25 protein-coding genes are annotated in these 19,646 nt (G+C 57.3%); 16 read left to right on the forward strand and 9 right to left on the reverse strand.

The annotated features are described in order from the left end of the window. The first annotated feature begins 2 nt into the window (after window positions 1–2). Window positions 3–521 (forward strand): hypothetical protein, encoded by a 519-nt coding sequence (locus tag GE543_RS12890; protein WP_003371543.1) that lies wholly within the window; start codon window positions 3–5, stop codon window positions 519–521. Here GE543_RS12890 and GE543_RS12895 read toward each other — a convergent pair. After that, the gene (locus tag GE543_RS12895; RefSeq protein WP_016567677.1) at window positions 518–1,444 is read right to left on the reverse strand and encodes a ZIP family metal transporter; all 927 of its coding nucleotides are present in this window, start codon (window positions 1,442–1,444) and stop codon (window positions 518–520) included. The genes GE543_RS12890 and GE543_RS12895 overlap by 4 nt on opposite strands. A gap of 155 nt (window positions 1,445–1,599) precedes the next feature. Here GE543_RS12895 and GE543_RS12900 point away from each other — a divergent pair, with 155 nt between their 5' ends. The 8 genes from GE543_RS12900 to GE543_RS12940 all read left to right on the forward strand — a co-directional run bounded on the left by GE543_RS12900 (window position 1,600) and on the right by GE543_RS12940 (window position 9,889). After that, entirely contained in the window at window positions 1,600–1,791 is a 192-nt protein-coding gene (locus GE543_RS12900; RefSeq protein WP_003315122.1) for a PLDc N-terminal domain-containing protein, read from the forward strand. A 200-nt stretch (window positions 1,792–1,991) separates the two neighbouring features. After that, on the forward strand, window positions 1,992–2,852 hold the full coding sequence (speE, locus tag GE543_RS12905; RefSeq protein ID WP_004410209.1) for a polyamine aminopropyltransferase: 861 nt from the start codon (window positions 1,992–1,994) through the stop codon (window positions 2,850–2,852). 263 nt (window positions 2,853–3,115) lie between these two features. Beyond that, window positions 3,116–5,203: an LTA synthase family protein gene (locus GE543_RS12910; protein WP_153221595.1), complete on the forward strand. Its 2,088-nt coding sequence runs from the start codon at window positions 3,116–3,118 to the stop codon at window positions 5,201–5,203. 190 nt (window positions 5,204–5,393) lie between these two features. Then, window positions 5,394–5,630, forward strand: coding sequence for a hypothetical protein (locus GE543_RS12915; protein WP_003343152.1), 237 nt, complete (start codon window positions 5,394–5,396; stop codon window positions 5,628–5,630). 247 nt (window positions 5,631–5,877) lie between these two features. After that, window positions 5,878–6,219 carry a ribonuclease E inhibitor RraB gene (locus GE543_RS12920; protein WP_003315117.1) on the forward strand — a complete coding sequence of 114 codons (342 nt, stop codon included), beginning with the start codon at window positions 5,878–5,880 and terminating at the stop codon, window positions 6,217–6,219. Between the two features lie 461 nt (window positions 6,220–6,680). Further along, a complete protein-coding gene (locus tag GE543_RS12930) occupies window positions 6,681–8,090 on the forward strand; it encodes a circularly permuted type 2 ATP-grasp protein (protein WP_003371557.1) in 1,410 nt (469 codons plus the stop codon). 12 nt (window positions 8,091–8,102) lie between these two features. Then, the gene (locus tag GE543_RS12935; RefSeq protein WP_003415868.1) at window positions 8,103–9,062 is read left to right on the forward strand and encodes an alpha-E domain-containing protein; all 960 of its coding nucleotides are present in this window, start codon (window positions 8,103–8,105) and stop codon (window positions 9,060–9,062) included. After that, window positions 9,059–9,889 (forward strand): transglutaminase family protein, encoded by an 831-nt coding sequence (locus GE543_RS12940; protein ID WP_153221596.1) that lies wholly within the window; start codon window positions 9,059–9,061, stop codon window positions 9,887–9,889. The genes GE543_RS12935 and GE543_RS12940 overlap by 4 nt, the downstream gene beginning before the upstream one ends. Window positions 9,890–9,944: 55 nt before the next feature. Here GE543_RS12940 and GE543_RS12945 read toward each other — a convergent pair whose 3' ends face one another. Beyond that, entirely contained in the window at window positions 9,945–10,316 is a 372-nt protein-coding gene (locus tag GE543_RS12945; RefSeq protein WP_003415870.1) for a rhodanese-like domain-containing protein, read from the reverse strand. Between the two features lie 609 nt (window positions 10,317–10,925). On the opposite strand from GE543_RS12945, the gene GE543_RS12950 reads away from it, so the two are divergent. After that, window positions 10,926–11,654 carry an amidotransferase gene (locus GE543_RS12950; RefSeq protein WP_004410218.1) on the forward strand — a complete coding sequence of 243 codons (729 nt, stop codon included), beginning with the start codon at window positions 10,926–10,928 and terminating at the stop codon, window positions 11,652–11,654. 63 nt (window positions 11,655–11,717) lie between these two features. Here GE543_RS12950 and GE543_RS12955 read toward each other — a convergent pair whose 3' ends face one another. From GE543_RS12955 to GE543_RS12965, 3 genes are all read right to left on the reverse strand, one after another. Continuing rightward, a complete protein-coding gene (locus GE543_RS12955) occupies window positions 11,718–12,689 on the reverse strand; it encodes a magnesium and cobalt transport protein CorA (RefSeq protein ID WP_003343166.1) in 972 nt (323 codons plus the stop codon). A gap of 123 nt (window positions 12,690–12,812) precedes the next feature. Next, entirely contained in the window at window positions 12,813–13,502 is a 690-nt protein-coding gene (locus GE543_RS12960) for a crotonase/enoyl-CoA hydratase family protein (RefSeq protein ID WP_004410220.1), read from the reverse strand. 125 nt (window positions 13,503–13,627) lie between these two features. Further along, on the reverse strand, window positions 13,628–13,921 hold the full coding sequence (locus tag GE543_RS12965) for a DUF6388 family protein (RefSeq protein ID WP_003315106.1): 294 nt from the start codon (window positions 13,919–13,921) through the stop codon (window positions 13,628–13,630). A 152-nt stretch (window positions 13,922–14,073) separates the two neighbouring features. On the opposite strand from GE543_RS12965, the gene GE543_RS12970 reads away from it, so the two are divergent. Beyond that, a complete protein-coding gene (locus GE543_RS12970) occupies window positions 14,074–14,403 on the forward strand; it encodes an EthD family reductase (RefSeq protein WP_046270239.1) in 330 nt (109 codons plus the stop codon). A 1-nt stretch (window position 14,404) separates the two neighbouring features. Here the strand turns inward: GE543_RS12970 and GE543_RS12975 are convergent, their stop codons facing one another. After that, entirely contained in the window at window positions 14,405–14,824 is a 420-nt protein-coding gene (locus GE543_RS12975; protein WP_153221597.1) for a DUF4124 domain-containing protein, read from the reverse strand. 157 nt (window positions 14,825–14,981) lie between these two features. Here GE543_RS12975 and GE543_RS12980 point away from each other — a divergent pair, with 157 nt between their 5' ends. Continuing rightward, on the forward strand, window positions 14,982–15,152 hold the full coding sequence (locus GE543_RS12980; RefSeq protein ID WP_032702768.1) for a DUF6021 family protein: 171 nt from the start codon (window positions 14,982–14,984) through the stop codon (window positions 15,150–15,152). 66 nt (window positions 15,153–15,218) lie between these two features. Here GE543_RS12980 and GE543_RS12985 read toward each other — a convergent pair whose 3' ends face one another. The 3 genes from GE543_RS12985 to GE543_RS12995 all read right to left on the reverse strand — a co-directional run bounded on the left by GE543_RS12985 (window position 15,219) and on the right by GE543_RS12995 (window position 16,949). Beyond that, entirely contained in the window at window positions 15,219–15,587 is a 369-nt protein-coding gene (locus tag GE543_RS12985; RefSeq protein WP_153221598.1) for a cytochrome c family protein, read from the reverse strand. Window positions 15,588–15,653: 66 nt separating this feature from the next. Continuing rightward, entirely contained in the window at window positions 15,654–16,184 is a 531-nt protein-coding gene (locus GE543_RS12990) for a hypothetical protein (RefSeq protein WP_153221599.1), read from the reverse strand. Between the two features lie 261 nt (window positions 16,185–16,445). Then, the gene (locus GE543_RS12995) at window positions 16,446–16,949 is read right to left on the reverse strand and encodes a cupin domain-containing protein (protein ID WP_046237052.1); all 504 of its coding nucleotides are present in this window, start codon (window positions 16,947–16,949) and stop codon (window positions 16,446–16,448) included. Between the two features lie 215 nt (window positions 16,950–17,164). Between GE543_RS12995 and GE543_RS13000 the strand changes: the two genes are divergently transcribed. The 4 genes from GE543_RS13000 (at window position 17,165) to GE543_RS13015 (ending at window position 19,563) form a co-directional block, all read left to right on the forward strand. After that, window positions 17,165–17,422, forward strand: coding sequence for a DUF1652 domain-containing protein (locus GE543_RS13000; protein WP_153221600.1), 258 nt, complete (start codon window positions 17,165–17,167; stop codon window positions 17,420–17,422). A 268-nt stretch (window positions 17,423–17,690) separates the two neighbouring features. Further along, the gene (locus GE543_RS13005) at window positions 17,691–17,966 is read left to right on the forward strand and encodes a hypothetical protein (protein WP_256664753.1); all 276 of its coding nucleotides are present in this window, start codon (window positions 17,691–17,693) and stop codon (window positions 17,964–17,966) included. 205 nt (window positions 17,967–18,171) lie between these two features. Continuing rightward, window positions 18,172–18,558 carry a hypothetical protein gene (locus tag GE543_RS13010; RefSeq protein WP_122528732.1) on the forward strand — a complete coding sequence of 129 codons (387 nt, stop codon included), beginning with the start codon at window positions 18,172–18,174 and terminating at the stop codon, window positions 18,556–18,558. 489 nt (window positions 18,559–19,047) lie between these two features. Beyond that, entirely contained in the window at window positions 19,048–19,563 is a 516-nt protein-coding gene (locus tag GE543_RS13015) for a hypothetical protein (RefSeq protein ID WP_122528731.1), read from the forward strand. Window positions 19,564–19,646 lie beyond the last annotated feature (83 nt).

A 19,646-nucleotide genomic window follows, 5' to 3' on the forward strand; every position in this document is an offset into this window, starting at 1 on the left:
CCATGAAAGACTCACTGGTCGAATTAATCAGCAAAGTCAGCTCCGGCTGCATGGGCGACGATGAGATCGTGCATATCGCCGATGAAGCCGCGCAGGCGTATGCCGATCCGCAGGCATTTCTGGCCGCCAACCCTGATATCAACTACGACGATACATTCCCGATCCCGCTGGGCGAGTGGGTCGTGGTGGGCAGTCTGCCGGAAACCGTTCTGTTCCAGGCCGACAGCTACATGGACCTGTTCGAGCAGATCGTTCAGTCGTTTGGCAAGGACGTGACCTTCAACATCAAGCCCAGGCAGCTGGCCAAGGTCGAGCCGCTGGTTGCGCTCAATCGCATTCAGATTCAGTTGAGCAGCATGAACAAGGAGATGGGCGGCTATGTGCTGATGAACTTCAGTCAGCCACTGGATGACGAGTTGCAAGCGGTGCTGGTGTACGGCCGTGACGAAGCGCGCGTAGTCGAGCTGGCAGCATCGGCCGGCATCCATGCCGCACCCGCACTGCAGGCATTGCGCGGTTAACCCAGCGCCGTATCGAGAAACATCATCACCGCAAAGCCGCCCATCAGGCCCAGGGTTGCCGAGGTCTGATGGCCATTGCGGTGGGTTTCCGGGATGACTTCATGGGACACCACGAAGATCATCGCGCCTGCCGCCAGCCCCATGCTCAGCGGATAGGCGATGGCAAAGCCGCTGGAGATACCCAGGCCCACCAGTGAGCCCAGTGGCTCCATGAGGCCGGAACCGATGGCTACCAGCATCGCCTTGAAGGCCGACAGACCGGTCGCACGCAGGGCCAGCGCAATGGCCAGCCCTTCGGGAATGTCCTGAATGGCGATGGCGGTGGTCAATGGCAGGCCGACGTTCATGTCGCCGCTGGCGAAACTGACGCCAATCGCCATGCCCTCGGGCAGGTTATGCAAGGTGATCGCCAGCACGAACAGCCACACCCGGCTGATCCGTTCCGAATGAGGTCCCTGGCGGCCTACGCTTTCATGCTCATGCGGGGTGAACTTGTCCAGCCCCAGCATCAGCAGCACACCCAACCCCAAACCGGCGACAACCGTCGCAGCGGCCCACGGCCCGCTGTCGGTAATGTCCCGGGCGGCTTCCAGGCCTGGAAGAATCAGCGAGAACGAGCTGGCCGCCAGCATCATCCCGGCGGCAAACCCGAGCATGATGTCCTGAGCGCGTTGCGAAACATTGCGCAGTGCAACCGCCATTACTGCGCCCAGCGCCGTCGCCAGAAAGCCCGCGATACCGCCCAGCAAGGCGTGATTGAAGTTGACCTGACTGGTGCCATAGAAAGCGTTGTAAAGACTGATGCCACCCAGGCCGACGACGATCAGCAGGGCGAGGGCGAAGCCCAGGCTTACCAGCGGGCTGCCCTGAAGCTGGTTTAACCAGGCCGCCCAAGGCGTTCGGGATGATGCGGGCGTAGGCATTGATAGGGCTACCTTTGTAAAGGGGGAGAAGCAAGGGTGACTGAAATATGAAGTCGACCCCGTCTGGGAGCCCGAGAATATAAGGTTGGTTCAACGGAACCCCCGAACGGCGCGACTATCCTAGGAGGGTAAGCATTCAATTTAGGGGCAACACCATGGGTTCTAGCTTCAACGGCCTGGTCGGCTTGATCATTCTGGCGCTCGATATCTGGGCCATCATCAACGTCTTGAAAAGCGGTGCCGAGACCGGCAAGAAAATCCTCTGGGTATTGCTGATCGTACTGCTTCCTGTGGTGGGCCTGATCATCTGGGCAATCCTCGGGCCGCGTGGCAACGTACGCATGTGATACGTCCACACGCTGGGCAAACAACGCTTGATTACCCTGGGTAATCAGGCGTTTTTCGTTTCATGCGCGGGGCATTCGCGGCGGCAGTGACACTCTAAGCTGCATAGAGGTTCGACCTGTCATGTTCCTCGACGTAGAATGCGCGCCTTTGTTGTGGGCGGTCGGCCGTCCTGTCATCAGTACCCAGCGGGAGCTTACCCATGAGCGATTATCAGGAAACGTTATACGAAGGCTACGGCCAACGCTTTCGTATGGAAAAAATGCTTCACGAAGTACGTACCGATCACCAGCACCTGGTGATCTTCCAGAACCCGCGCATGGGCCGTGTCATGGCGCTGGACGGCGTCATTCAGACCACCGAAGCGGACGAATTCATCTACCACGAAATGCTCACCCATGTGCCGATTCTGGCACACGGTGCAGCCAAGCGTGTGCTGATCATCGGCGGCGGCGACGGCGGCATGCTGCGTGAAGTTGCCAAGCACATGAGCGTCGAACACATCACCATGGTCGAGATTGATGCGACCGTGGTCGAGATGTGCAAGGAATATCTGCCCAATCATTCCAGCGGTGCCTTCGACGATTCACGTCTGAACCTGGTCATCGACGATGGCATGCGCTTCGTCGCGACCACCGAAGAGAAGTTCGACGTGATCATCTCCGACTCCACCGATCCGATCGGCCCGGGTGAAGTCCTGTTCTCGGAAAACTTTTATCAGGCCTGCCATCGCTGCCTCAACGAAGGCGGCATTCTGGTCACCCAGAACGGCACGCCTTTCATGCAGTTGAGCGGTGTGCAGACCACGGCCGGGCGCATGAACGGTCTGTTTGCCGACTGGCATTTCTATCACGCTGCGATCCCTACTTACATCGGCGGAGCAATGACCTTCGCCTGGGGCTCAACCAACAAGAGCTATCGCAAACTGCCGCTGGAAACCCTGCGTCAGCGTTTCTCGGGCAGCGGTATTGTTACGCGTTATTACAATCCGGAAGTCCACATCGGTGCGTTCGCCTTGCCGCAGTACGTCCTGCAGGCCGTAGGCAAGGCCAGCAACGACTGATGAGTCGGTCCGGCTCCTCGAGCCGGATTTTCTCGAGCGTGGCCTGTGAGGCTTTATAAGCGCTTAATTCGCGACAGAAATTTCACACGATCTGTCACAAAATTGCGCGCGAAGCTGAACAGGCACGCGTCTTCATGGGCTGACCTGGCCCCTGGCGACCCGCAATCAAGTAATATCTGCGCCCTGTCGCGCGCCGTCTCCCTCAAGAGGAGGGCGGCTCTGCACTCTGAACCTACCCCTGAATCCACCGGATCCTGACAACCATGGCCAAAACGGACGCCCAGATTCATCGGCAAGCCCGCCTGCAAAATCCCACTGTCAAATCGCATCTGGCTTACATCCTGCTCAGCGGCTTCGCCCTGATGGTGATGTACACGCTGTTGCGTATCGGTCTGCTGGTCTACAACCGCGAGATGATTGGCGACACGCCTGCCTCGACGTTCCTTGAAGCACTGTTCAACGGCACGCGCTTCGACCTGCGCCTGACCGTGTACCTGCTCATTCCGCTGGTGCTGTCGCTGTTCAGTGCCCGCGCCATGGCGGCACGCGGGTTCTTCCGTTTCTGGCTGACGCTGGTCGGCAGCATCACGCTGTTCTTCGGCCTGATGGAAATGGACTTCTACCGTGAGTTTCACCAGCGCCTGAACGGCCTGGTGTTTCAATACGTCAAGGAAGACCCGAAGACTGTTCTGAGCATGCTCTGGTACGGTTTCCCGGTGGTCCGTTACCTGCTGGCATGGGCCGTGGTGACCTGGCTGCTGAGTCTGGTGTTCAAGGGCATTGACCGTGCAACCCGTCCACGTGTCGCGGCAAAAACCAGCCCGGAGGCCACTCGTTCCGTTGCGCCTTGGTATGTGCGCGCCGGTGTGTTCGTGCTGGTGTTGCTGGTCATGGTGGTCTGCATCCGTGGCACTCTGCGCCAGGGCCCGCCGCTGCGCTGGGGTGACGCTTACACCACTGACTCCAACTTCGCCAACCAGTTGGGCCTGAACGGCACACTGACGCTGATCACTGCGGCCAAGAGCCGTATGTCCGAAGATCGCGACAACATCTGGAAGGCCACGCTGCCACAGGACGAGGCCCAGCAGACCGTGCGCGACATGCTGCTGACGCCGAACGACAAGCTGGTCGAGCCGGATATTGCCGCTGTGCGTCGTGACTTCACGCCACCGGCAGAGAACACCTTGCCGATCCGCAACGTGGTCGTGATCCTGATGGAAAGCTTCGCCGGTCACTCGGTGGGCGCCCTGGGCAACGATGCCAACATCACGCCGTACTTCGACAAGTTGTCCAAGGAAGGCCTGTTGTTCGATCACTTTTTCTCCAACGGTACCCACACCCATCAGGGCATGTTCGCCACCATGGCGTGCTTCCCGAACCTGCCGGGCTTCGAGTACCTGATGCAGACGCCGGAAGGCAGCCACAAGCTGTCGGGTCTTCCGCAATTGCTGAGTACAGGTCGCAACTATGACGATGTCTACGTCTATAACGGCAACTTTGCCTGGGACAACCAGTCGGGTTTCTTCAGCAACCAGGGCATGACCAACTTCGTCGGCCGTGAAGACTTCGTCAACCCGGTGTTCTCCGATCCGACCTGGGGCGTTTCCGACCAGGACATGTTCGACCGTGGCGCACAGGAGCTCAAGGCCCGTCAGGACGGCAAGCCGTTCTATGCCTTGCTGCAGACCCTGTCCAACCACACGCCGTATGCGCTGCCGGATCCTTTGCCGGTCGAGCGCGTCACCGGACACGGCTCGCTGGACGAGCATCTGACCGCCATGCGTTATGCCGACTGGGCGTTGGGCCAGTTCTTCGAGAAGGCCAAAAAAGAGCCTTACTACAAGAACACGCTGTTCGTGGTGCTGGGCGACCATGGTTTCGGCAACGACAAGCAACTGACCGAAATGGACCTGGGCCGTTTCAACGTGCCTCTGCTGCTGATCGGCCCTGGTGTGCAGGAGAAGTTCGGCCAGCGCAGCAGCATCGTGGGTACGCAGGTCGACGTCGTGCCGACCATCATGGGACGTCTGGGTGGCCTGAACCGCAACCAGTGCTGGGGCCGCGATCTGCTGAACCTGCCTGAGGGTGACAAGGGCTTCGGTGTGATCAAGCCGTCGGGCAGTGAGCAGGTGGTCGCTATCATCAGCGGCAACCGCATCCTGATCGAACCGACCGAGATGCCTGCCAAGTTGTTGACCTACACCCTTGGCGCCAAGCCGCATGCCGAAGAAGTGCCTGATGCGCCTGACACGCAGGAGCTCAAGCGCAAGCTGGAAAGCTTCCTGCAGACGGCCACCAAGAGCCTTCTGGATAACACGGCAGGTGTAGAAGCCAGCAAGAACCGCAACTGATGAATACTGACTCGTCCGGGCGACCGGCGAGTCGGATCAGTCAAGCGACAAGGGCCCTCGGCATTGACTGCGAGGGTCTTTTTTTTGCCCGAAATGCCTGGCCCTGCGGCGTAATCGGTTGAACGAATACACGGGCCAAAAGGTCCAGATCACATAAGCCAGAGTGCCTGGCTTCGTATGGGAGGCATTGATGAAACAGTGGGCCATTGTGTATCTGGACAAGGATGGTGTGCAGCAGCGCCGCGAGGCTGGTTTTGATGAGCGTCCCAGTGATGAGCAAGTTGCACGTCTACTGCGCAAGGATCTCTATCCAGTCACTGACGAGCTGAATCTGAATGATCTTGATGGGCGTACTGATGATCCTACCGTGAAGACGCTCAAGGACCATAACAGTGTGCAGATCATTTCCATTACAGAAGTCGCCTGATCTGCGCTGATCAAAAACCTTTTCGTGGCAACCACTTGGCATCCGGCCCACGATGGGGCTACTCTGCAGATGAGGCTGTTCAGGCAGCCTCTGACATCTCGATACCCGACCGGCGCCAAGCCAGGTCCGGTCAGCTACATGCTTGATTCCCCGCGTCGGATTATCTGTCGTGAGGCGCCCGCCGAAGCCTCGGTGGTCGCTCTGGAAGAGTTGAAACTCTATCTATCGTTGCATAGGAGGACGTTTCATGAGCACAGCCTATCAAGAGGACATCAGCAGTAACGTACTGCGCCGCATGAAAGAAGGCGGTTTTGACTTCGCGCGAATCTATCCCATCGAGTTCTACGCCATCTTCCCGGACGAGGAACGGGCACGGCAGGCCGCAGAGCAATTTCGCGGCGAATCCCTCAACACTCAGGTAAACGTACGTGATGACGGCCATTGGCATCTGCAATTGAGCAAGGTCATGTATGCGACCTATGACGGCATTGGTGACTTCGAGCAGGATTTCCAGACGGTCATTTCACCGATGGACGGCGAAGTCGAGGGATGGGGCGTTACTCAGGAGATCAGAAGACTGCACGCTTGATGGCTGCGGATTGTCAGGCAACACACCACCGGCTGATTCGGGATACGTTCCGGATCGGCCGGTTCTGTTTTCGCTCCCCGTTCACGAACAGTGGTCAAAAAAAAGCCACTCAAACGAGTGGCGCAAAGGGAAGTCTGTTTAAAATCCGCAGGCATTTTTGGCGTGCTGGACAAAATATCGGTGGCGGCAAAAACGGCTTTTGGTGCCCTGTTTGCTCGGTTGCTGTGGAGTGTGGCGAACTAATGTCGTTGGCGGAAATCAACTCTGACTATGCTGATCATAGATTTCACGGTTGAATGACGCTTCCGAATGAGGCGTGAAAGAATTGGCTTGGGCGTTTAGTGCACAGGAATGGTGCGTAGAGCGTCGAGTGTTTACCTAACCTTTTGAAATCAAAGCGTTTATGCCGGTGGCACGGGCTTTGCGATGGTCTTGGTGTCCATGGTGACAAGGAGTACGGCATGATCCGCACCTTTTATGACGAGATGTACGATGCGGGCGGCGTAGTCCGTCCGCACTATCGGGAGTTCGCCCGCTGGCTGGGTGATACGCCTCCCGAGCTTTTGGCTCAACGCAGGCGCGAAGCCGATCTGCTGTTTCACCGTGCCGGGATCACGTTCACACTCTATGGTGATGAGCAGGGCACCGAGCGGCTTATCCCTTTCGATACCATCCCGCGCAGCATCCCGGCCAGCGAATGGCGGGTTGTCGAGCGTGGCTGCATTCAGCGCGTCAAGGCGCTGAACATGTTTCTGGCTGATCTGTATCACGACCAGCGGATTATCAAGGCCGGGATAATTCCCGCCGAACAGGTGCTGGCCAACGAGCAGTACCAGTTGGCAATGCAGGGCCTGAATCTGCACCGCGATCTGTACTCGCATATTTCCGGCGTCGATCTGGTGCGCGACGGTGACGGCACCTATTACGTGCTGGAAGACAATCTGCGCACCCCGAGCGGCGTGAGCTACATGCTCGAAGACCGCAAGATGATGATGCGCCTGTTTCCGGAGCTGTTTTCCGCGCAGCGCATTGCGCCGATCGACCACTACCCGAATCTGTTGCTCGACACGCTCAAGAGTTCCAGCCATCTGGACAACCCGAGTGTCGTGGTGCTGACGCCTGGCCGCTTCAACAGCGCCTTTTTCGAGCATGCGTTTCTGGCTCGCGAGATGGGCGTTGAACTGGTGGAAGGTGCCGATCTGTTTGTCCGCGATGATCGCGTGTTCATGCGCACCACCGACGGCCCGAAAGCCGTTGACGTGATCTATCGTCGTCTCGATGACGCATTCCTCGATCCGCTGGCCTTCAACCCTGATTCGATGCTGGGCGTCCCTGGGCTGCTGTCTGCCTATCGATCCGGCAACGTGGTGCTGGCCAATGCCATCGGTACCGGCGTCGCGGATGACAAGTCGGTTTACCCCTATGTCACCGACATGATTCGTTTCTATCTGGACGAAGAGCCGATTCTCAAGAACGTGCCGACCTGGCAGTGCCGCAAGCCGGAAGAGCTGTCCCATGTGCTGGCCAACCTCGGCGATCTGGTCGTCAAGGAAACCCAGGGCTCCGGTGGCTACGGCATGCTGGTCGGCCCCGCAGCGACCGCTGCCGAGATCGAAGCCTTCCGGGCACGCCTCAAGGCCAAGCCGCATGCGTACATCGCCCAACCCACCTTGTGCCTGTCGACCTGCCCGACCTTTGTCGAGAACGGCATCGCCCCGCGACATATCGATTTGCGCCCGTTTGTTCTGTCCGGTCGTGAAACCCGCGTTGTGCCTGGCGGGCTTACCCGAGTGGCCTTGCGTGAAGGTTCACTGGTGGTCAATTCGTCACAGGGTGGCGGAACCAAAGACACCTGGGTGGTCGAGGATTAAGGATGCCTGCCAATGTTAAGTAGAACTGCCTCTGATCTTTTCTGGATGTCGCGTTACCTGGAGCGAGCGGAGAACCTCGCCCGCATGCTGGACGTGAGCTATTCGCTGTCGCTGATGCCGCAGGACGGGCGGGGCGACGGGCTGGATGAAATAGCCATGCCGTTGCTGATCACCGGAACGCTGGAAACCTATATCGAGCGTCATGGCGAGCTGCACGCCGAACGTATGCTGCACTTCTTTGCCCTGGACGCGACCAACCCGGCCAGCATCTACAGCTGCCTGGGCGCAGCGAGGGCCAGTGCGCACGCGGTGCGCGGGCGTATCACCGCAGACATGTGGGAGAACATCAACTCCACCTGGCTGGAGATTCGCGGCATCGCCCAGCAGGGCCTGACCCGCTACGGCATGAGCCGTTTCTGCGAGTGGGTCAAGGAGCGTTCGCACCTGTTCCGTGGCGCGACCTATGGCACCATCATGCGTAACGATGCGTTCCGCTTCATCCGTCTGGGCACGTTCATCGAGCGCGCCGACAACACCATGCGCATGCTCGATGCCCGTTATGAAATGCTTGAATTGCGTGGGCCACAGGCCAACGCTGCGGCAGACAACTCGGCGGCCGGGTATTACCAGTGGAGCGCCTTGCTGCGCGCACTGTCCTCGTTCGAGGCTTACACTGAAGTCTATCGGGATGCGCCAGGCGCGCGTCAGGTTGCCGAACTGTTGCTGCTGCGTGCCGACATTCCGCGCTCGCTGCGCGCGTGCCTGGAGGAGATGGACGTCATTCTGGCCAGCCTGCCCGGCGTCAACGGTCGACCCGCACAGCGCATGGCGGCCGAGATGGACGCCAGATTACGCTACACCAGCATCGACGAGATTCTGGCTGAAGGCCTGCACGAGTGGTTGAACGAATTCATTCCGATGCTGGCTCAACTGGGTGATGCCATTCACACTTCGTATCTGGAGGCTGCATGAGACTTTCGATAAGCCATGAGACCACCTATCACTACGATGACCAGGTGCGCTCGAGTATCCAGTATCTGCGCCTGACACCTCACGACAGTGAGCGTCAGCAAGTGCTCAGCTGGCAGCTGACGTTGCCACGTCCGGTGCGTGCGCAGATCGACCCCTTTGGCAATATCTTGCATGTTCTGAGCCTGGAAGAGCCGCACGAATCGATCATCATCGGCGCGCGCGGGCAGGTGGAAATCGACGAGACCCGCGAGGCCGAGCACGAAAGCCAGTCGGCATTGCCGTTCTTGCGTGTGACCCGACTGACCGAGCCTGACGAGGCGATTCGCAGTTTTGCGGCCATGGAGTGCCGCAAGCGCGCTGACCGCACGGGGTTGATCGACCTGATGCAGGCGCTCAACCAGCACATGACCTACACCCAGGGCGCAACCGAAGTGGACACCAGTGCCGCGCAGGCTTTCGCTGGGCGCTCGGGCGTGTGTCAGGACCATACCCACGCGTTTCTGGCCTGTGCCCGCAGCCTTGGGGTGCCGGCTCGTTATGTCTCCGGTTATCTGTGCAGCGAAGACAGCGAACACCTGTCCAGCCACGCCTGGGCCGAGGCCTGGATAGACGACGCCTGGTACAGTTTCGATGTCACCAATCAGCTGGCCATCCCCGAGCGTCATTTGAAACTGGCGGTAGGCCTGGACTATCTGGACGCCTGTCCGGTGCGCGGCATGCGGCGCGGCGGCGGATCCGAGCATATGCACGCCAAGGTCGTGGTGTCGCCCATGACCGGCACGCCGAAAGTGAAAACCCGCGTGCAGGTCCAGACGCAGCATCAGTAAACCCTAGCGGGTCTGCGTATCATGAAATGGCCGGGCTCAACTGCCCGGCCATTGCTTATTCGGCGGGGTCGTCGGTGATGTCGTAGAGTGCGTTGTGCAGCTCTTCATAGTTGCCGCCATTGATGACGCTGAAGTAGCCCGCAGCCCTGAGCTGGTCCTGAGCCTTGTCGGCCTTGCTGTCCGTGCTGCTGAAAATCACGAACACCGCATTGCGGTCGTTGAGCACCTGCTTCATCTGATTGACCAGCCGTCGGTCATCGACGCGGACGGCGTTCAGTACCGTGCCTGCGTCATAGTCGGTCTGACTACGCACATCCATCGCCAGCTTGCCTTCCTTCAGCGCTGCCACGGCCGCAGCCTGATCGACCATGCCCGCGTGTGCTGCGAAACTGCTGACAAGTGCACAAACAGCAATCCATTGGCGCATACATTCAATCTCCCTAAGTGCGAAGGGAAAGAGTGGCACAGTTGAACGTTGATCGAAAGCGCGTGGATCAGCCAAACAATCGATTCAGGTTAGGCACGATCAATAACAGCGCAGTGGTGAAGAGGATCAATCCCGCCTGACGTACCTTGGAGTGTTTGTACTTGAACATGGCTGACCGCCTTTTGTTGTTATTCCTGAGCGACAGAAGCAGGCCCGATCTGCAAGACAGATAATCGACTGCTGGCAAGGTTGTGCATTGAACAGGTGGGTCCGGTCATTCGACCGCTGGCCCGAGCGCTGAAAGGATTTTGCGCGCCTCCTGTTACAGATATAACCATAGAGCCGAGGTGCCGTTCAGCTTAGAACTGTTGGGAATCTAACTGTGATTATCTAGAAGCGAACGTTATTACCGGGTGCGGCGCTGAATGCACAGCCCTTTTCTAGACGCTTCGGCATTGGCCGTCAGCTTTGCACCGTTCGTCCGGGACAGAATTTTCCTACATGGAATAAACGTCTGAAACGGGCGGGGGTGCAGCTTGATTTGCCGAGGTCTTCAAGGCAGGCTCTGCCGGTGGGCTATTGCCTCATTACTGCTTCAGGGTCCCTTTTATGTCTTTACGCATCTGTATTCTGGAAACCGACAATCTGCGGCCTGAACTGGTCGAGCAATATCATGGGTATGGGCGGATGTTCGAATTACTCTTCGCTCGCCAGCCCATCGCCGCAGAGCTTACGGTTTACAACGTGGTGCAAGGGGACTATCCACCTGCAGACGAGCAGTTCGATGCTTACCTGGTCACCGGCAGCAAGGCCGACTCATTTGGCACCGACCCGTGGATTCAGACCTTGAAGGCCTACCTGCTGGAGCTGTATCAGCGCGGCGAAAAACTGCTGGGCATCTGCTTCGGTCACCAGTTACTGGCCTTGCTGCTGGGCGGCAGGACCGAGCGTGCGGTGCAGGGGTGGGGCGTCGGCATTCACCATTATCAACTGGCCCCCGCCAGGCCGTGGATGACGCCAGCGATGGACACGCTCACGCTGCTGATCAGCCATCAGGATCAGGTCACCGCGCTGCCCGAGAACGCGACGGTGCTTGCGTCCAGCGAGTTCTGCCCGTTTGCGGCCTACCATATCAATGATCAGGTGCTGTGTTTCCAGGGGCATCCCGAGTTCATCCATGACTTTTCCCGCACCCTGCTTGACCTTCGTCAGGAAGCGCTGGGCGAGCAGATTTACCAGCAGGGTGTCGCCAGCCTCGACCACGACCATCATGGTGCGACGGTGGCGGAATGGATGATGCGCTTTGTGGCGCACAAGCCGGAAAAACAGTCCGTCTGACCCGACGCATGACTCATCGTCATGCGCTCGGGGGACTGTTTGAATGGGAATGCGGTGGCGGGGTTATAGCCAGCCGGAGCGCTTGAAGCTGGCGAACAGCGCCGTACACCCGCCCAGAATGACGCCCAGCACGATGAAGTAGCCGTATTCCCACTTGAGTTCAGGCATGTTCTCGAAATTCATCCCGTAGATGCCGGCAATGGCCGTCGGGAATGCCAGAATCGCGGCCCATCCGGCAAACTTGCGTTGCACGATGCTTTGCCTCGACGACTCCAGCAGCAGGCCGATTTCGATTGTCTGGCTGGCGATGTCACACAGGTTGCCCAGGTCTTCCATCTGCCGCTTGACGTGAATTTCGACGTCGCGAAAGTAGGGACGCATGTTCTTGTCGATGAAAGGAAAACTCAGTCTCTGCAATTCCTCACCCACTTCCACCATCGGTGCCACGTAGCGGCGCATGCGTAACAGATCGCGGCGCAGAGCATGAATGTGCTGGATGTCGGACTCGCGCAACGAACCACCAATGACGCTCTGCTCCAGTTGCTCGAGCTCGGCGTGGATGGCTTCGGTCACCGGCTGATAGTTCTCGGTCACGAAGTCCAGAAGCGCGTAGAGCACGAAGTCTTCGCCATGCTCCAGCAGCAGTGGTCTGGCTTCGCAGCGCTGACGCACCAGCCCGTAGGACTTGGAGTGACCGTTGCGCGAGGTGATGATGTAACCCTTGCCGGCGAAGATATGGGTTTCGATGAACAGCAGCTTGCCGTTGTCGCGCACGGGGGCGTAAGTCACGATGAACAGTGCATCGCCAAAGGTTTCCAGCTTCGGACGGCTATGCACCTCCAGCGCGTCTTCAAGGGCCAGCTCATGCAGGTTGAACTGCTCCTTGAGGCTGGTCAGCTCCGCGTTGGTGGGCTGTTCCAGTCCTATCCAGACGAAATGATCGGGCTTGGCTGCCCAGGCAGCGCCCTCATCGAGGGTAATATCACGGACTTTTTTGCCCTTGCTGTACACCGCTGCTGCAACAACTCGGCCCATGGCGCTATCGCTTCTTCAATTTGTCAGTGGCGCAAAAACATGCGCGGTCGCTGATCAGATTGATCAAACGCGTATGAGTTCGCCGATAAACGAAAGCCCGTTGACACGGGCTTTGGTTGAGGATCAGAGCATGTGCTGCCGATCCTGTTCGATCGCCGCCTCCAGCGTGTCGAGCAAGGCCTTTCTGACCTTGAGTTTGGTCTTCTTGTGCGCGCTCATATTGATCTTCTTCAACTGCCCGGCGACGGCCAGCGCGGTGCTCTGCAGCTCCTCGACGCTGACCACCCGGTCGAGGAAACCGGCGGCCATCGCCGCTTCAGGGTCGAACATCTCGGCGTTGATCACTGAGCGATTGAACGCCGATTTGCGCAGCCGATCGCGTGCCAGTTCGATACCGGCATGGTGCATGGTCATGCCGATCTGCACCTCGTTCAGGCCGATACTGAACGGTCCGGCGACACCGATTCTATAATCGGCAGACAGCAGCAGGAAGGCACCCTTGGCAACCGCGTGGCCTGGGCAGGCGACGATGATCGGGAAGGGGTGCGACAGCATGCGCCGCGCCAGCGTCGAGCCTTGTGCGACCAGCTCGATCGCGGCCTCGGCGCTGGAGGTCATGACCTTGAGGTCGTAACCGCCCGACAGAATGCCCGGCTGGCCGGTGAGAATAACGATGGCCCGGTCCTTTTCGGCCTGATCCAGCGCCGCGTTGAACGCAACGATCACGTCCGGGGAAATGGCATTGACCTTGCCGTTGTTCAGGGTCAGCGTGGCGACACCGTCGTCCAGATGGTACGAGACCAGATCACTCATGACGTGATTCCTTTATTGAAGTGAGCAGACGTTACTCATCCCTAAGGAACAGGTAAAGCGCTGACTGCCGGGTCACTGAATGGTCTGCCGATCAATGGCTGATTTAGCGCCGACTGCGCGCCGCGTCATGGCTGGATATCGTTGAATCCGCAATATTCTTCCCACTCCATCCCCAGCGCTTCGGCGACCTGGCGGTGTGCTTCAAGGCGCATGCTCTGCAACTGTTCGGGCGACTCGGCAATCAGCTCCAAGGCCAGCTCCCAGGTCTCGATACCCTGGCTCTCGGCCTCGTCTTCGAACGCCCATTGCACCTGCTGCTGTTGCTCCTTGGGGCTCAAGGCGCTGATTTCATCCTTCAGGGTCGGATGGGTCGCGAGGTATTTCGCCAGCGCGGCCTCGTTCCACTCAAGTGTATTCATGTGGTTTTGCCTCAAACGTTTCGATAGCCAGGCTGTCTCTTTGAGTAGTCTGGCAAGACCGCGTGATTGTGAGGGAGGTGGCCTTTGGTGTCAGCACTTGCAAGCGGCTGTCCGCACGAATTTATCGACCACTTGAACAGGAACCTGTCGTTATGATCAAAATCAGCGTGCTGTATGCGTATGAAGAGGGTGCCCGTTTCGACCACGATTACTATCGTGACAAACACATGCCGCTGGTACAGGAACTGATGGGCAAGTACTGCAAGGGCTACAGCGTGGACCGCGGCATAGGTGGAGCAACGCCAGGCTCCGACCCTGTGTATATCGGCATGTGCCACATTTACTGTGATTCCATTGAAGACTTTGAAGCCGGCATGGGGCCGCATTCAAAGCAGATCAATGCCGATATCATCAACTACACCGACCTGATCCCTGAAATTCAGATCAGCGAAGTGCGCGCCGATGTAAAAACCGCTCTGTAAGTTATCGAGCGGCGTCCCGAAACGCCGCCTGTTTTTTCGAGGACATTCCACCCGACGGATCGAAACACTGACTGTCGTAAAGCGGGCTTTGGCACTGCGAAGGAGTGTTCGGGGGAGGCGGGCGGTTTCGCTGGAAAGCCTTGTAGCGCTCGGTCTCGATCACCTGCACGCGAGTGCGACCGCCGACCTTCAGGTATTCGATAGCCTTGAGGTTGGTCTTGTGAACGTAGTCCAGCGGCTCGTCTGCGTTCCGCATATAGGCCGGGCCTTTGCGTTGCAGTGCGCTTTGCGCGCTTTCATCACACGGGATCGATGCATAACTCACCTTGCCCTGGGGTGATGTGCATTTGAAGATCTCGCCGTACGCTGCGCCGCTGACCAGCAAAGCGAACACCGACAGCGTTATTGAAAGCCTTTTCATGAGGTTATCCCTACTGGACGCGAGCATGGCGCAAGGCTACCACTTGCTCTTTGTCGCTGCCATATCCCTCTGCCAGGCCCGTTCGTCAGACACATCGCACGGCTGTGGCCACAGGCTCTCTGAATATCAGGTCCTGAATTTAAAAACGGAGGCGCATATGACCGGCACCCAGCCAGGCAGCAGCAAACACCACAAGAATGATCCGGGTTTCGACGAGAAGTCGCCGAACGCAAAAGACCCGCAGATCGACCCTACCGAGCCTGCGAAAACTCCCGCCACCGAGAACGGCAGTAAGGATGATTACCCGCCTTACACACCGGACAAGTAACTGACAGATTGCCCTCGGTGAGTACCGGGGGCGATTTATATCCGGACCTCGCTTTACCCCCTCGTACTACTTGTTGGCATCCAGGTATTCCAGCAGATCTTCCATTCGCTCATCGTTACCCATCCACCACAGCTTCATGCGTGTGCCGGGGACAACTTCGCTTGGGTCCTTGATATACGTGCGCAACTCTTCACGCGTCCAGACCAGCCCCGAATTCTTCATCGCGTCGGTGTACACGTAGCCTTCCTGTTGCCCCGCCTGACGACCAATGATGCCGTTGAGCGGCGGGCCAAATGCGCTGCGTGCAGAGGGGCCGATCTTGTGACAGCCCGAGCAGAGGCGGGTGAACACGGCTTTCCCGGCCTCCGCATCGCCCGCGCCATGAGCAAGCGCAGGCAGGGCCAGTGCCAGCAGGAGTAATGCGGTTTTTTTCATCGGTCATCCACAGCGCGTTCGGCCTTTCGCTCAAAAGGGGCAAATGTTAGCGCAATTATCGCGGGATCACTTGCTGGCCGGTATCTGGCTCGACAGTTCGTCGAAGTCACGCTTGTAACTCGCCATCTCGGCTGCGCTGACAAAGCTCTGTTCAAGGACCACCTTCTTCGCGCCGGACTCGATGGTGTCCAGTTGATGAAGGAAGCGCTTCTTCTTTCTGGCCTCCATCCGTGTGCCAGCCTTATCGATAGCCGTGCGTAGCTCTGTTGCCCGCTGGTTTACAAAATCCTGGCCGCGACGATCAACCGTGAGCCCGTCATTTTCGACATAACCTTCCAGCCCGGTTTTTTTCAAGACCAGCCACAACGCCTGATCCGGGGTGAAGGTGCCCTTGAATTTCTTGACCTTTCTGCTGCTGTCCGCGCCCAGGTCGACCTTCACCGGGCAGCCGGATCGATGGGCCAGTTGCTGCAAGGCCTCGTCCAGGCGTTGCGAAGGCATGTCGTACGCCACTGGCGTCATCTGACACGCAGCGAACACGGGAGCAGCCGCCAGACACGCCACGGCGAGGAGCATTTTTTTCAGGGTGTTTTTCATGATTGACGGGTTTCATCCGGGAGGTAGGGCTTGGAAATCGTTTTCTGCATGATGTTCCCTGTCTGCCCGACGCTTGCTTGAGCAGTCGTGTCCCTGATGTCTCTTGACCCATGCCAAACGCTGCATGCTCAAATCGCAGACAAAGAAAAGCCCGCGATGGGGGGTAGCGGGCTTAAGGTCTTGCTGGGAATTGAGTTAACAATAAACCCGCGAACGTGAAAAAAGCGTGAACTGCCGGATACAATTTACAAACAATTCAAATCACGGCTCGCCGTCCCAGTAATCGAGGTTTTCCGTGGTCCGCTGGTTGGCGGTAAACACCCGGGTTCCCTGCACTGAAACCATCGCCTGATACTTCCCCGAGTCCGGGTATTCACAAACCTCCGGCGTTTCCCGGGTGCTGATCGACAGGTATTTCAGCGGCGCCTGTGAGGTATTGATTATCTGATGCGGATAATCGGCACCCGCGGGGATAAACAAGACGTCCCCCGTTTTGATCGGCAGCATCTCGCCCGCAACACGCAAACTGCCTTCACCCTCGACGATCACGAACATCTCTTCCTGCACATGATGAAAATGATAAGGGCAGGAGCGCTTGCCCGGCGCCACGACATCAATCGAGGCCCCGAGCTTTTGCGCTGCCGTGCCTGTGCCCAGGCGGGCTGCCGAGCTTTCATAGAGCGGTTCACGAACTTCATGTGCGAGGGGAGCCTCGTTGAAATTGCGAATCAGACGAGACGCCAGTTCACGTGCGCGTTCATTCATATCGTTCGAGGCTCGGGGAGTTCAGAAGAGGGTACTTTAGACCAGAGAGCGTGACGCGTTGTGGGTAGTTGCCTTGATCAGGCAAAAACAGCCCTAGGCAGCCGCCACAAAAAGCCCCCCGCGCCGCGTGTATCCGTTGCGCAGGTCGGAAACCTATTCGCCCGAAACTCGTCTACACTTTACATCACGATTTGGCCCCTTCCAGAGGACGCACCATGTTTTCAAAACCCGATATTCAGCGAGTTCTTGAAACAGCTTTTCTGCCTTCAAAGTGCGAGTGCGTCGTCGCGCCCAATGAAACCTTCTCGGTGAAGATTCTCCATCCCGAGTCAGGCGATATCCAGCTCTACGTAACGGGGCTGTCCCTGTCCGAGGTAGACAGCAGCCGATCCATCGCGCGGCTGGTGCTCTCCCTGAGAGAGCAACGAGACCTGATGGGGCAGATGAATTTGTCTCTGAGGCGGATGGCTTGAGGACTGGGCTTGGATTTTGATTGCGATTATTTGATCGCATTCGCAAAGTCCCTGAATTCCTTTCAGAGTTCAGGGGCTTTGCGTTTTATTGATATGGCGGTGAAGGAGTGGGAGCTCAAGTAATCGTCAATGGCGTGGTGCGATCCCGGAGCGTCTACCCTCGCTAGTTCATCACCAAGACAATGACTCGATTCTTTCCCGAGAAACGAAGCTTGAGTCGAGCCTGAGGTTGATTCCCTTTCGTAACGAGAGCCATGGTGCTCGCGGTTTGAATACACAATATGATGCACAACCACCGGCGCCCGATGACAGGAGTCGTATCTGTGCATGGATCCTCAAAAATGATGGAAACTGCAATCACGGCGCCAGCAAGTCATGTTCCACCTTTACCTCAGTTCGTACAGCCGCACAGGCGTTGCCATTGAGTGAGCTACGCTGGGAGGATTTCGAAAAGCTCACCCGCGTGGATTTAGAGAAGGCCTGTGCGGCATTCTTCCCCGGAGGCTGGTTGGCGAGGACTGATATGTTCTACATCGCCGTGTAATGTCGACTGATTGCGTCGGGTCGCAGGCGTCTCCGCTTGGGTTTGAATCTCCCGGTGGCGACTGACCGCTATCGGCCAAAAGCGGACATTGCCTCTAGCTGAAGTTGACCGACCATGAATCCGTATTGCAGCATGGAATTGAAGTGTGGCACCGCTGTGCGGCCACTCTGTAAGCGCTACCTTCGCACCTAACCGGAAGAAGCTCATGATCATGGTGTTATCGAAGGTCGAACTCAAGAAACTGTCGGTGAAAGCGGAAGCAGAGGGTTTAAAGCTGAGTGATCTAATCCCCATTTGCGAAAGGTTCGGCGTTGCACCGCATGATGTGCTGAACGGACTGTCCGTCGCGGTTGCGGAAGGCTATCTACAAGGATCTCTACCCTATGATTTTTGCGACGGCGTTATGAACGGGATCATAAATGCTGTGGTTGAAGTAGGCATGACTAACGATATGCCTCAGCCCGCTTTCTGGCTTTACCAGGCATTCGATCAAGGTGAATGGTTCCGCAGTAACGACACACCGGAAACTGACCCCAGTGAGAAATACACGAAGAATGTGGTCGAGGAAGTAATGCGTACCCTTAGAGACTAGCTTTCATAGATCGGGAAGTTTCCGCTTTTCGGCTGGAAGGTAATGGATCGAACGCCGCTTTTGGCCGATTTTTGCCGTTTGTGACAGGCAGCAATCGGCCAGAAGCAGCCCCACGTTAGTGATGCTGATACCGTCTGTTTCTATGCGCTAGCAGAAACGTTACCGCGCAACGCAAGATCTGCCAGTACGCATTAATCTCGGCGGGTTCATTTCAGCCGTATGTCTATAACGGTGCAAGTGAAAGGTGCTCAACCCACTCTGAGTAGACATATTCCACCCGATTCGACTAACCTCTTAGGCAGAGTTCGTCCCGCTCCTGATCAAGCGAACGAGGCTTCCCAGAGTTGAGGTCTCAGATGCACGTCATCGGAACGCGGAAGCCTTTGCCTAGTAAGGGCTAGCGACAGTAGCAAGGTGCGTTATCCACGTCGCCCCCTCAGGCCATGCTGCAATGGCTGTTCAGGGTAAGTCGAAATACAAGGAGGTCAAATGGTAGATGAATTCATTGATGCGTACTCTGACGATCAGCTCTATCTGGAAGTTATCGAAAAGCTGATAAACGAAAACCCTGTCGAAGGCAATGTACCTGACAACATAAAGTATTCGTCATTCTGCCGTCTATGGATTGTCATGATGGTTGGCAGCATTGAGATGATTATTAAAAAATGGGCTGTTCCAGAGCCAATGATGCTTGATGTGGCAGAGTATTTTGACGACGGTTCAAATGAAGAGCGTATACAGCGACTGTACAAAGCGTTTGAAATTCGTGGGCTGAAGCCTGACCATCAGTGCTTTAACGACTACCTAGCTTGTAAATACATTCGCAACGCATATGTGCACGGTGCATGGAAGGAAGAACAAAGAAAGTACGTTCAAGAACAAGGCTTGCCTTCAACTACGATGAAATTTACGCCAGAGCATTACGAAAGAGTTAAGAAGTCCTACTATCATCTAATGAATGGTCTAGGCATGGCTAATGTAATGAATACGGCGATCAAGTCTTAAGGGCGTGCGCAGCCCTGACTGGTTGCTCATACCGTTTACCTCTCTCATAGGGGATGGACTTATGCCCATCCCTGAACTAAAAG

Source organism: Pseudomonas sp. SZ57 (assembly GCF_009495975.1).
Taxonomy (GTDB): Bacteria; Pseudomonadota; Gammaproteobacteria; order Pseudomonadales; family Pseudomonadaceae; genus Aquipseudomonas; species Aquipseudomonas syringae.

What these genes read in the sequence shown, in the direction of transcription:
- GE543_RS12890 (WP_003371543.1), top strand. Translation starts at nt 3, where the DNA reads ATGAAAGACTCACTGGTCGAATTAATCAGCAAAGTCAGCTCCGGCTGC.
- GE543_RS12895 (WP_016567677.1), bottom strand. Translation starts at nt 1,444, where the DNA reads ATGCCTACGCCCGCATCATCCCGAACGCCTTGGGCGGCCTGGTTAAAC.
- GE543_RS12900 (WP_003315122.1), top strand. Translation starts at nt 1,600, where the DNA reads ATGGGTTCTAGCTTCAACGGCCTGGTCGGCTTGATCATTCTGGCGCTC.
- speE (WP_004410209.1), top strand. Translation starts at nt 1,992, where the DNA reads ATGAGCGATTATCAGGAAACGTTATACGAAGGCTACGGCCAACGCTTT.
- GE543_RS12910 (WP_153221595.1), top strand. Translation starts at nt 3,116, where the DNA reads ATGGCCAAAACGGACGCCCAGATTCATCGGCAAGCCCGCCTGCAAAAT.
- GE543_RS12915 (WP_003343152.1), top strand. Translation starts at nt 5,394, where the DNA reads ATGAAACAGTGGGCCATTGTGTATCTGGACAAGGATGGTGTGCAGCAG.
- GE543_RS12920 (WP_003315117.1), top strand. Translation starts at nt 5,878, where the DNA reads ATGAGCACAGCCTATCAAGAGGACATCAGCAGTAACGTACTGCGCCGC.
- GE543_RS12930 (WP_003371557.1), top strand. Translation starts at nt 6,681, where the DNA reads ATGATCCGCACCTTTTATGACGAGATGTACGATGCGGGCGGCGTAGTC.
- GE543_RS12935 (WP_003415868.1), top strand. Translation starts at nt 8,103, where the DNA reads ATGTTAAGTAGAACTGCCTCTGATCTTTTCTGGATGTCGCGTTACCTG.
- GE543_RS12940 (WP_153221596.1), top strand. Translation starts at nt 9,059, where the DNA reads ATGAGACTTTCGATAAGCCATGAGACCACCTATCACTACGATGACCAG.
- GE543_RS12945 (WP_003415870.1), bottom strand. Translation starts at nt 10,316, where the DNA reads ATGCGCCAATGGATTGCTGTTTGTGCACTTGTCAGCAGTTTCGCAGCA.
- GE543_RS12950 (WP_004410218.1), top strand. Translation starts at nt 10,926, where the DNA reads ATGTCTTTACGCATCTGTATTCTGGAAACCGACAATCTGCGGCCTGAA.
- GE543_RS12955 (WP_003343166.1), bottom strand. Translation starts at nt 12,689, where the DNA reads ATGGGCCGAGTTGTTGCAGCAGCGGTGTACAGCAAGGGCAAAAAAGTC.
- GE543_RS12960 (WP_004410220.1), bottom strand. Translation starts at nt 13,502, where the DNA reads ATGAGTGATCTGGTCTCGTACCATCTGGACGACGGTGTCGCCACGCTG.
- GE543_RS12965 (WP_003315106.1), bottom strand. Translation starts at nt 13,921, where the DNA reads ATGAATACACTTGAGTGGAACGAGGCCGCGCTGGCGAAATACCTCGCG.
- GE543_RS12970 (WP_046270239.1), top strand. Translation starts at nt 14,074, where the DNA reads ATGATCAAAATCAGCGTGCTGTATGCGTATGAAGAGGGTGCCCGTTTC.
- GE543_RS12975 (WP_153221597.1), bottom strand. Translation starts at nt 14,824, where the DNA reads ATGAAAAGGCTTTCAATAACGCTGTCGGTGTTCGCTTTGCTGGTCAGC.
- GE543_RS12980 (WP_032702768.1), top strand. Translation starts at nt 14,982, where the DNA reads ATGACCGGCACCCAGCCAGGCAGCAGCAAACACCACAAGAATGATCCG.
- GE543_RS12985 (WP_153221598.1), bottom strand. Translation starts at nt 15,587, where the DNA reads ATGAAAAAAACCGCATTACTCCTGCTGGCACTGGCCCTGCCTGCGCTT.
- GE543_RS12990 (WP_153221599.1), bottom strand. Translation starts at nt 16,184, where the DNA reads ATGAAAAACACCCTGAAAAAAATGCTCCTCGCCGTGGCGTGTCTGGCG.
- GE543_RS12995 (WP_046237052.1), bottom strand. Translation starts at nt 16,949, where the DNA reads ATGAATGAACGCGCACGTGAACTGGCGTCTCGTCTGATTCGCAATTTC.
- GE543_RS13000 (WP_153221600.1), top strand. Translation starts at nt 17,165, where the DNA reads ATGTTTTCAAAACCCGATATTCAGCGAGTTCTTGAAACAGCTTTTCTG.
- GE543_RS13010 (WP_122528732.1), top strand. Translation starts at nt 18,172, where the DNA reads ATGATCATGGTGTTATCGAAGGTCGAACTCAAGAAACTGTCGGTGAAA.
- GE543_RS13015 (WP_122528731.1), top strand. Translation starts at nt 19,048, where the DNA reads ATGGTAGATGAATTCATTGATGCGTACTCTGACGATCAGCTCTATCTG.